The organism is Streptomyces purpurogeneiscleroticus (genome assembly GCF_020024005.1).
In the GTDB taxonomy this organism is placed as follows: Bacteria; Actinomycetota; Actinomycetes; order Streptomycetales; family Streptomycetaceae; genus Streptomyces; species Streptomyces purpurogeneiscleroticus.
This window is the reverse complement of the sequence record NZ_NHSG01000022.1, coordinates 1-5,694: the sequence shown is the minus strand read 5'-3', so window position 1 is coordinate 5,694 and position 5,694 is coordinate 1. Positions and strand designations below refer to the sequence as shown.

The window sequence follows — 5,694 nt, the reverse complement described above, 5'->3', positions numbered from 1 at the left end:
GGGCGGGGGCCGTGGGGCGCGCGGTGCGGTCCGGCTCGGGGACGCCCTGGCGCACCGCGTCGAAGTCGACGGTCGCCGAGGCGTCGGCGATGTCCGCGACGATCTTCAGGCCGGTCCACAGCCCAGTGGCGCGGGACAGCGCGACGGCGTGCAGCCCGAATTCAATGATCTCCGCGACGGACCCGGGCGCGAGGACGGGCATCGCCAGGCTCTGGCACATCCGCTCGCAGGAGCTGGGCACGGTGGAGGACTTGCAGCCGGGGTCGTCGCCGATCCAGGCGACCGCCCCGCCGAGCGGCGCGGTACCGGCGAGGGTGGCGTGCCGCATGGCATCGGCCGCACGGTCCAGGCCGGGATTCTTGCCGTACCAGTAACCGGTCACGCCTTCGTGCCGGCGGCCCGGCACCTGGCCGAGCATCTGGGTGCCGGCCACCGCCGTGGCGGCCAGCTCCTCATTGACGCCCGCCTGGAAGACCACGCCGGCCTCGTCCAGGAAGCGGGCCGCGCGCCCCATCTCCAGGTCGACGCCGCCCAGCGGCGATCCCTGGTACCCGCTGACGAAGGCCCGGGTGTCGAGGCCGCGGGCCTCGTCCAGCCGGCGCTGCTCCAGCGTCAGCCGTACCAGTGCCTGAACGCCCGAGATCAGCGCGCGGCCGTCGGTGGCCGTGTACTTGTCGTCGAGCGACACCGCAGCGGGTGTGGTGCTCACGCAAGCCTCCTCGACATCGTTGTGAAGGGGGACATGGAAATGAGGTGGTGACGAACGGCCCACAGCACAGCAACACGAAGCGGAACGCACAAGACTCGGCACAGAACTCGCCGTCAACGCGCAAACTATTTACGAATGATCAGCTCCGGCATACATTCCTTTGCATGACTGAGGTCGACGACATCGATCACCGCCTGCTGCGGCTGCTGCGCGAGGACGGCCGCCGGACCTTCTCCGAGATGTCCGCCGAGGTGGGTCTCTCGGTCGCCGCGGTCAAGCGGCGCGTGGACCGGCTCAAGGACATCGGGGTCATCACCGGCTTCGCCGCGCAGATCGACCAGAGCAAGCTCGGCTGGGGCATCGAAGCCTTCGTGGAACTGCGGTACGCCGGCACGACGCGGGTCAACGAGATCGTCCGCTCGGCCTACAACGTCCCCGAAGTACAGGCCGTCTTCACCATCGCCGGCGATCCGGACGCCCTCATCCAGGTCAGGGTGCGCGACATCGCCCATCTGCAGCAGGTCATCGACGGCCTGCGCAGCGCGGGCCGGGTCACGGGCACGAAGACGCTGATGGTCCTGGGGTCGTGGAGCCGGACCTGAGAGCCTGTGCTCTGTCGGTCACGCTCGCCGCTGCTCCGGCGGTCACGCCTCGCCGCCGAGCCGCTGTACGGCGTCACGTGCGCAACGTGCCGCTTCGCGGGCCTGTTCGGCCCGGCGCCGGTGGCCGTCCGCGGCATCCGGGTACTTGGCCACGAGGCGTTCGTAGCGACGGGCGGCCTCGTCCTCGGCGTCGGCCAGCGCGACCGCCGTCGCGAGGAACCGCGCGCGCAGCCGGGCCACCACGTCGTCAGAAACCGCGCCCGGCGGCTCTTCGGTGCGGTCCGCTGCTGCCTGCCGCTCCGAAGCCCTGAGCTCACGGTCGACGGCTTTCTGTTCCCGGTCGTCACTGGCGTCCGCGCGGCGCAACGCGGCGTGGCTCCGGTCGAGGCCCGCGGCGGACGCGTCGAGCCGGGCGCGGTTCCGCTCGACCGCCTCGTACGACCGCTCCCGCTTGCCGACCGACACCATCCCCATCCGCTGTGCGTGGTGGTCCAGCCGGCTTTCCAGCTCACGGAGGCGCACCTCCCGGTCGTCCGCGGCGCGCTCCCGGCCGTCGGCGAGGCGTTCCCGTTCATCGGCCACGCGTTCGCGCTTGTCCGCGACGCGGTCCCGGTCATCGGCATGGCGGTCACGCTCGTCCGAGAGGCGGTCCCGTTCATCGACCCGCTCCGCGCGTGCGTACCCGTCGCCCTGCTGGGCTCCTGCTGTGTCCGACAGCTCGCTTCCCATGCAACCAGTATGCGTCGCTCCGCCGTCCGCCGGGCTTCCGTCCGGCACGTTCGGGACGCGGCTCGCCACACTCAGGGCATATGTACGGATTGGTGTCACCCGTCCCCGGGAAGCCGTGGGTACATGGCACAGGATCACACGCAGGCCCCGGTTCTCGAAGCGCTCGCCGACTACCACGAGCTCGGCCGGCTCTCCTTCACGCCACCCGGCCACAAGCAGGCCCGCGGCGCCGATCCCCGGGTCCGCGAGGTGCTGGGCGACGCCGTCTTCCACGGTGACGTGCTGGCCAGCGGGGGCCTGGACGACCGGCGGACCTCGGGCCGGGTGCTGGAGCGCGCGGAGAACCTGATGGCCGACGCCGTGCACGCGTCGCACACCTTCTTCTCCACCTGCGGCAGTTCGCTGTCCGTCAAGGCGGCGATGCTGGCCGTCGCGGGGCCGCACGAGAAGCTGCTGATCGGCCGGGACGCGCACAAGTCCGTGGTGTCCGGTCTCATCCTCTCGGGCGTCAACCCGGTCTGGGTGGAACCGCAGTGGGACGCCGACCGGCACCTGGCGCACGCGCCCTCGGCCGAGGCGTACGAAGCCGCCTTCGACGCCTGCCCGGACGCCCGCGGCGCGCTGGTCACCAGCCCCACGCCGTACGGCAGCTGCGCCGACATCGCGGCCATCGCCGAGGTCTGCCACCGCCGCGGCCGGCCGCTGATCGTGGACGAGGCGTGGGGCGCGCACCTCCCCTTCCACCCCGATCTGCCGTCCTGGGCCATGGACGCGGGCGCCGACGTCTGCGTGACCAGCATCCACAAGATGGGCAGCGGTCTGGAGCAGGGGTCGGTGTTCCATCTGGGCGGCGACCTGATCGACCCGGCGCTGCTCAAGTCCCGCGCCGATCTGCTCGGCACGACCAGTCCTTCGGTACTGCTGTACGCGGGCATGGACGGCTGGCGGCGGCAGATGATGCTGCGCGGCGAGGCGCTGCTCGGCCACGCGCTGGAGCTGGCGGCGGAGGTGCGGACCGGGATCGAGAAGATCGACGGGCTGCACGTCAACGACCGCTCGGACTTCTGCGGACCCGGACTCGGGCACGACTTCGACCCGCTGCCCGTGGTGATCGACGTCAGCGAGCTGGGCACGACGGGGTACCACTGCGCCGACTGGCTGCGCGTGCACCGCGGCATCGACGCCCACCTCTCCGACCACCGCCGGATCAGCACACAGATCACGCACGCCGACGACCGCTCCACCGCCGACCGGCTGCTCGCCGCGCTGCAGGACCTCGGCCGGGCGGCGCCGGAGCTGCGCCCGGCGCCGGAGATCGAGATCCCGCCGCCGGCCACGCTGCGGCTGGAGCAGGCGTGTCTGCCGCGGGACGGGTTCTTCGGGGCGACGGAGGACGTGCCGGTGGCCAGGGCGGCCGGGCGCATCGCGGCGGAGATGCTGACCCCGTACCCGCCGGGCATCCCCGCGGCGCTGCCCGGCGAACGGCTCACCGAGCCCGTACTGCACTATCTGCGAACCGGCATCGAGGCGGGCATGAACCTGCCGGACGCCAGGGACACCACACTCGGCACGGTCCGGGTGCTGCTGGAGGAGACGCACCCGTAGGCGGGAGGAGACGCACCCGTAGGTGGGAGGAGACGCAGCCGTAAGTGGGAGGAGACGCAGCCGTAGACGCGCCTCGTAGCGCGGGGGGGGCGGCGCGTGTCCTCAGATGCCTTCCGTGACCGTGAAGAGGCCGCCCTCCTGGTCGCGGAGGGTGGAGCGGTGTCCGCCGCCCTCGGTATCCACCGGCGGGGAGACGACCGCGCCCCCGGTCGCGACCGCTGCCTCGGCGGCCGCCTTCACGTCCGGTACGCAGAAGTGCACGTGCCAGCGGGGCCGGACGTGCGGGTCGGGGGCCGACTCGATCGCTCCCCCGCGCAGCTCGGCCACCGTGTGATCGCTTTCGCGCACGATCACCCGCTCCTGCTCGTACGCCACGTCGCAGCCCTTGCCCTCCTCGGCCGCCCACTGCAGGACCTCGGCGTAGAAGATGGCGGCGTCGAACGCGTCCCGCGTCCGCAACTCCAGCCAGGCCGGCGCACTGCCCTGGCCGACGGACCAGCCGGCGGGGACGCGCCCCTCCCAGATCCCGAAGGTGGCACCGTCCCGGTCGGCGGAGATCGCGGCGCGGCCGGGCCCGAAGGAGCGGGGGCCGACGGCGACCGTGCCGCCGCGCTCCCTGATCCGGGCGGCACAGTCGTTCGCGTTCGCGACGGCGAAATAAGGGGTCCAGGCGACGGCGACGTGCAGGGCACCCGCGAGCTCGCCCAGGCCCGCGACCGGGTTGCCGTCCATGAAGGCGACGGAGAACTCCTCGCCCAGCGCCCCGGGCCGGAAGGTCCAGCCCAGTACCGCGCCGTAGAACTCCTCGGCCCCCCTCAGGTCGCGCGCGCTCAGGCTGACCCAGCACGGAACTCCTGGCACAGGTTCGGTCGACGCCATGCTGGACGTCACTCCTTTCGCTCCGGCCGGGCTGCCCCGCACCGGCCTCCCGCTCCGCGGCGCACGGGGCCCGGGCCCGGGCCCGGCCTGATCCGTTCGCCCCACAGTGTCATCCGTGCGCCGGGGACACGCGTGGACGACACCCCGGTACCTCCCGTCCGAAACCGCCGGACGCGCGGACCGCGGGACGGATCCGGTGCTCGGGCGCTCAGCGCACCGGCACTCCCGAGGCTACGCCTGCGAGCGGAAAGCGGCAGGCCACCCGGTGTCCGGGCGTCACTGGCCCGGCGGGGCGGCGGCCCGGCGGGCGGCGGCCCGGCCGCGGTGGCACGGCCGCGGTGGCACGGCCGCGGTGGCACGGCCTGCGGATCGGGACATCGGCCGTGTCGAGAAGGCCGCGCGTGTACGGGTGCAACGCCGGCCGAGCGCGGCATCGGCGAGCCCGGTCTCCACGAGCCTGCCGAGGCGCACATGAGCTTGCCGAGGTGCCTCGGCAAGGATTCCGAGGGCCCGGATCTCACACCGGTACTCCCCCAGCTACTCCCCAGCTACTCCCCCAGCGCTGATCAATCGGCTGCCGCCTGTTCAGCGGTCGTCGGAGTCGTTGCGCCGGGCGCTGCACCGCGCGCACACCGGCAGCACGAACCAGCACAGAATGAACCACACGAACATGCCGCCCACCAGCCACAACGCGCCGGTGCCGTGCAGCGCGACCCGCAGGATGAGCAGCATGGCCGACACCATCGTGCACAGCAGCAGCACCAGCCCGAGGACGGTGAGGCGGGAGGCCCACGTCACGGTCTGCGGCTTGAGCCGGTGCCCCGTCACCAGCCGGTGCAGTGACACCGGGCCGATGAGGGCACCGGTCGTCGCGGCGCCGAGCACGACCGTGACGACGTAGATGTCCCGGCCGAGGTCGTCCAGGCGCGCGAAGCCGGGCTGGAAGACGACAGTGAGCAGGAAGCCGAAGAGGATCTGTACGCCGGTCTGCGCGACACGCAACTCCTGGAGCAGCTCGGCCCATCGCCGGTCCGCCCGCTCCTCAGGGGTCTCGTGCCGGCCTCTGACCAGGCCGTCCGGCCCGCCGTCCTCGGTCATCGGTCCGGCTCAGTCGGGCGGCTCCGGCGCGGGGGCGCCGGGCGGGGTCTCCGGCTGCTCGTCCGGGGGCGC

5 protein-coding genes and 1 pseudogene are annotated in these 5,694 nt (G+C 72.7%); 2 read left to right on the top strand and 4 right to left on the bottom strand.

Annotated features, from left to right (window positions below):
- Window positions 1-709: pseudogene (locus CCS38_RS00605) on the bottom strand (indolepyruvate ferredoxin oxidoreductase family protein); the annotation flags it as partial.
- A gap of 164 nt (window positions 710-873) precedes the next feature.
- Between CCS38_RS00605 and CCS38_RS00600 the strand changes: the two are divergent.
- Complete coding sequence (locus tag CCS38_RS00600; RefSeq protein WP_030255899.1) at window positions 874-1,311, top strand: Lrp/AsnC family transcriptional regulator; 438 nt, start codon at window positions 874-876, stop codon at window positions 1,309-1,311.
- A 42-nt stretch (window positions 1,312-1,353) separates the two neighbouring features.
- Here CCS38_RS00600 and CCS38_RS00595 read toward each other — a convergent pair whose 3' ends face one another.
- Entirely contained in the window at window positions 1,354-2,040 is a 687-nt protein-coding gene (locus CCS38_RS00595) for a coiled-coil domain-containing protein (RefSeq protein ID WP_223731196.1), read from the bottom strand.
- A 123-nt stretch (window positions 2,041-2,163) separates the two neighbouring features.
- Between CCS38_RS00595 and CCS38_RS00590 the strand changes: the two genes are divergently transcribed.
- Window positions 2,164-3,645: an aminotransferase class I/II-fold pyridoxal phosphate-dependent enzyme gene (locus CCS38_RS00590; RefSeq protein WP_223731195.1), complete on the top strand. Its 1,482-nt coding sequence runs from the start codon at window positions 2,164-2,166 to the stop codon at window positions 3,643-3,645.
- Between the two features lie 102 nt (window positions 3,646-3,747).
- Here CCS38_RS00590 and CCS38_RS00585 read toward each other — a convergent pair whose 3' ends face one another.
- A complete protein-coding gene (locus tag CCS38_RS00585) occupies window positions 3,748-4,524 on the bottom strand; it encodes a VOC family protein (protein WP_223731194.1) in 777 nt (258 codons plus the stop codon).
- 585 nt (window positions 4,525-5,109) lie between these two features.
- Window positions 5,110-5,622, bottom strand: coding sequence for a DUF6328 family protein (locus tag CCS38_RS00580; protein WP_223731193.1), 513 nt, complete (start codon window positions 5,620-5,622; stop codon window positions 5,110-5,112).
- Between the last annotated feature and the right edge of the window lie 72 nt (window positions 5,623-5,694).

Bases quoted from the DNA above. Each gene is read 5' to 3' on its own strand.
- CCS38_RS00600 (WP_030255899.1), top strand. From the start codon at position 874: ATGACTGAGGTCGACGACATCGATCACCGCCTGCTGCGGCTGCTGCGC.
- CCS38_RS00595 (WP_223731196.1), bottom strand. From the start codon at position 2,040: ATGGGAAGCGAGCTGTCGGACACAGCAGGAGCCCAGCAGGGCGACGGG.
- CCS38_RS00590 (WP_223731195.1), top strand. From the start codon at position 2,164: ATGGCACAGGATCACACGCAGGCCCCGGTTCTCGAAGCGCTCGCCGAC.
- CCS38_RS00585 (WP_223731194.1), bottom strand. From the start codon at position 4,524: ATGGCGTCGACCGAACCTGTGCCAGGAGTTCCGTGCTGGGTCAGCCTG.
- CCS38_RS00580 (WP_223731193.1), bottom strand. From the start codon at position 5,622: ATGACCGAGGACGGCGGGCCGGACGGCCTGGTCAGAGGCCGGCACGAG.